Below are 3,302 nucleotides of genomic sequence, written 5' to 3' on the forward strand. Positions count from 1 at the left end.
CGTGAGTGTTTTGGGCTGCTATGGCAACCCAAAACACTCACGACCCCGTGCTGGCCTTCCGGGCGGTCAGGCCGGCCAGATCTGGTGGGCCGCCGTCAGCGCTGCCGCTTGGTACGGCGGCAGTTGCCTGCCCTCCACCACGACCTCCAGCGGCCACTTCTCCTGCAGCGCCACCCACAGTCGCGACGACAGGCCCGCGTACGCGCTGAGCTCGTCCGTGCCTTCGGCCACCTGCAGCACGTACGCCCACGTCGCCGCGTCCTGCGCTCCCGCGAGCGGCTCGCGCCAGGCGCGGCGCAGGCGGTGGCCGCCGTGGCGCGGCGCGTCTGTCGACAGGACGATGTCCGCTCGGCTCGGGTCGGGTGCGTCTGCGGGGCCGGTCGGGCTGAAGCGGTACTGCACCGGCGGCACCGCGTCGATGACCGGCACGTCGTCCAGGTCCGGGTCGGCCGGATCGTCCAGGGTGGAGCGGATCAGGTCGTGCTCCTCGTGGGTGATGCCGACGCCCTCGGCCGCGAGGTTGAGCAGGAGCGTTGACTCGGCCAGGTCCGACTCGCCGGCGGCGTACTGCTCGCGCACGACTCCCAGGATGTCGTCGGACAGCCGGCCGGCGAGCCGCGCGCACACATCGGTGACCGCGGCGTAGGTCTTCACATCCATGGCGCTCACTTCTTCTTCTGGTAGTCGCCGAGTTCGGTCCTCGTCACGTTGCCCTGGGCGTCCTGGACGACCCTGATCATCTTGTTGCCCTTCGGGCCTTCCCACGTCCAGCTGCCGTCGCCGCCGACGTCGGGGTGACTGTAACGAGGCGGGTCGCTCACCGGCACGCCCTTCGGCTGCGGGTTCGGCGCGGGCGGGTTGGTGATCACGCCCGGGTCGGCGCTGTTCGGCGGGTATGCGGTGCGGATCTCGCCGTCGGCGAGCACCGTCGTCTTGACGGTGACGCCGTCGACCGTGCCGGTGTAGTCGTAGGCCCACACCTTCTTGCCGTCGACGTCCTTGGTCAGGTACGGGCCCTTCGCCGGCGGCCCCTGCTGCGTGACCTGGTGCGCCGCGTCGAGGATCTTCGGCCCGTCCCAGCTCTGGGGGAACTCGGTCTTCTTCGAGAGCCCGGTGCCCGCGATGTGGCCGCCCTGCCGGCCGCCGTCGCCCCCGACGATGTGCGCCTCGGAGGCCTCGCTGTGGTGGATGTCGTCCGCTTTGGGCGGGGCGGTCGGCTTGGCCGGCGGGCCCGGCTTGTTCGGCGGCGTCGGGTTTGTGGGGTTGCTCGGCTGGCCGCCGGAACCTCCCGGGCGGCCGTTCTGCGCGGCTTGGGAGGTGGCTTGCTGCGCGCTGGAGATGCCCTTGCCCGCGTCGATGTTGCCGTGCTTCTGCGAGGGCTTCCCGGTGGTGCCGTCGCCACCGTCCCCGCCGTGGGGATTCTTGGGTTTTGCCATGGACGCCTACTCGTTCAGGAGCTTGCTGAGGTTGGTCAGGCTGGTGACCAGGGACGTGGTGTAGGTGAGGATCCGCGCGGCCCACTTGACCACCGCCGCGGCGATCTGCGCGGCGACGACCGGGATCGTCACCACGAAGACGGCCTCGACCGCCCACACGATCACCCTGGCCACCAGGTCGGCGATCAGGTCGCGGACGATCTCGCGGGTCTGCTCGACCAGGCCGCCCGCGCCCTCGGTGGCCGCCGCCATCGCCGCCGAGATCGCGGCCAGGCCGCCGATGGCCTCGACGTTGTTGGCCATCATGCCGCGGTAGGCGTCCGAGGCCGCGCCGGTCCAGTCGGGCAGGTCGTTCTTGAGGTGATCTTCGAGGTCGGTGGCCATGGCGCCCAGCTCGGTGGCCATGTTGTTCCAGGTCGCGGCGTGCGCCTGGACCGCGTCCGGCTTGCCGGTCAGCTCGTCGAGCATCTCCCGCAGCGGCTCGAAGTACTCCATGGCCCAGCCCAGGCCGTTGGACAGCAGCGCGCTGATCGGGTCCAGCGCGCTCGCCGCGATCTCGACCGCGAGTCCCGCGCCGGCCAGCGCGTCGTCGACCCAGCCTTCGGACTTGATCGCGTCGGCCAGGCCCTCGATGCTGTCCGCGAGCCCGGCACCCGTCCACGCGTCGCGGGACGACTCGACCGGGGCGATCAGCGAGTTGTCGGTCATGGCATTCCCTCGCCGGTCGAACGGATCAGGCCCGCGTGCTCCTCGTCGAGACCTTGGTAGTCGTCGCCGCTGGCCCGCAGCGCCTCCGAGAGCAGCGAGAGGTTCTCCTCCACGTACGCGATCAGCTCGTCCTGCTTGGCGTGCCGGCCCTCCAGCACGCCGGAGATCCATCCGCACAGCAAGCCGTACGCCTGGTCGTCCTGCGCGATGTTCGCGCTGGCGGACTTCACCGCGGCGAACCGGTCCTTGATCGCGTCCACGTTGCCCGCATGCGCGCGCATCTGCTCAATGTTGACGTTGTACCCGTCGCCCATGCTCACCACCGCTCGCGGTGGGAGGGGATTTCGTAGCCTTCGTCGTAATCGTCGTAATCGTCGTAATCGTCGGCTTCGGCGGGTTCGGCGGGTTCCGGGGCCGGGTCGCTGCGCAGGTGCCGCTCGACGCTGTCCGCGATCGCCCGCGCCGCAGGCGATTCGGTGCCCACCGTTTCCGCGATGATCTCCTGGGAATGGTCGGCCAGCTTGTTCTTCGCGTCGCCGAGCGTCGCCATGATCGCCTGGGCGACGGCGTCCGGCGCCGCCCGCTGGATCCGGCTGGTCAGCTGCAGGTCCACGAGCGCGCCGGTCGAGTCGATCGTGACCTCTGCCAGCCCGTTCGGGTCGCTCGCGGTGACCCGGACTTCCTGCAGCCGGTCGCTCATCGCCTGGGTGTCCGCGGCCAGCTTGTCGATCCGGCCCTTCCAGGCGGCCAGGCGCTCGCGCGCGCCATCCGGATCGAGGATGTTGCCGTCCATGTTTCTCCGATTCCGCCATTCGGCGCCTTGTCCCGGGGGAGTTTAAACAGCGCTTCGCCCGCGCAGTCGGAAATCGGGGCAACTGCTTCGAGCCTCACATCCGAAACCGGTTGGCGTCGCTTGCATCCCGTGGCCGCGCCGGAAAAGGCGAAGGGCACCTCCCGCCGATCGAGTCGGCAAGAGGTGCCCTTCACCTGGAAAAACGAACCGTCAGCTGCCGGTGGGCGCCGGGTCCGCAGTGTCCGATGTGGACGTTTCGCCGCGTTTGACGGCGGAGAGGAGGAGTTGGGCGACGTCGACGACCTCGACGGATTCGGAGGCGACCTTTTCGCTTTGGCGGGCGGTGAGGCCGTCGGAGAGCATGA

General features: G+C 69.9%; 5 protein-coding genes. All 5 read right to left on the minus strand.

The window, feature by feature from the left end:
- Positions 1-66 precede the first annotated feature (66 nt).
- The 5 genes from AB0I53_RS49400 to AB0I53_RS49420 are packed head-to-tail and all read right to left on the minus strand — an operon-like array spanning position 67 to position 2,937.
- Positions 67-660 carry a hypothetical protein gene (locus AB0I53_RS49400; RefSeq protein ID WP_358618130.1) on the minus strand — a complete coding sequence of 198 codons (594 nt, stop codon included), beginning with the start codon at positions 658-660 and terminating at the stop codon, positions 67-69.
- 5 nt (positions 661-665) lie between these two features.
- Complete coding sequence (locus tag AB0I53_RS49405) at positions 666-1,436, minus strand: EndoU domain-containing protein (protein ID WP_358618133.1); 771 nt, start codon at positions 1,434-1,436, stop codon at positions 666-668.
- Positions 1,437-1,442: 6 nt separating this feature from the next.
- Positions 1,443-2,144 carry a hypothetical protein gene (locus tag AB0I53_RS49410; protein ID WP_358618136.1) on the minus strand — a complete coding sequence of 234 codons (702 nt, stop codon included), beginning with the start codon at positions 2,142-2,144 and terminating at the stop codon, positions 1,443-1,445.
- Positions 2,141-2,458 carry a type VII secretion target gene (locus AB0I53_RS49415; protein ID WP_358618139.1) on the minus strand — a complete coding sequence of 106 codons (318 nt, stop codon included), beginning with the start codon at positions 2,456-2,458 and terminating at the stop codon, positions 2,141-2,143. The genes AB0I53_RS49410 and AB0I53_RS49415 overlap by 4 nt, the downstream gene beginning before the upstream one ends.
- A gap of 2 nt (positions 2,459-2,460) precedes the next feature.
- Positions 2,461-2,937 (minus strand): YbaB/EbfC family nucleoid-associated protein, encoded by a 477-nt coding sequence (locus AB0I53_RS49420; protein WP_358618142.1) that lies wholly within the window; start codon positions 2,935-2,937, stop codon positions 2,461-2,463.
- Positions 2,938-3,302: the final 365 nt, after the last annotated feature.

Source organism: Saccharopolyspora sp. NPDC050389, assembly GCF_040655595.1.
In the GTDB taxonomy this organism is placed as follows: Bacteria; Actinomycetota; Actinomycetes; order Mycobacteriales; family Pseudonocardiaceae; genus Saccharopolyspora.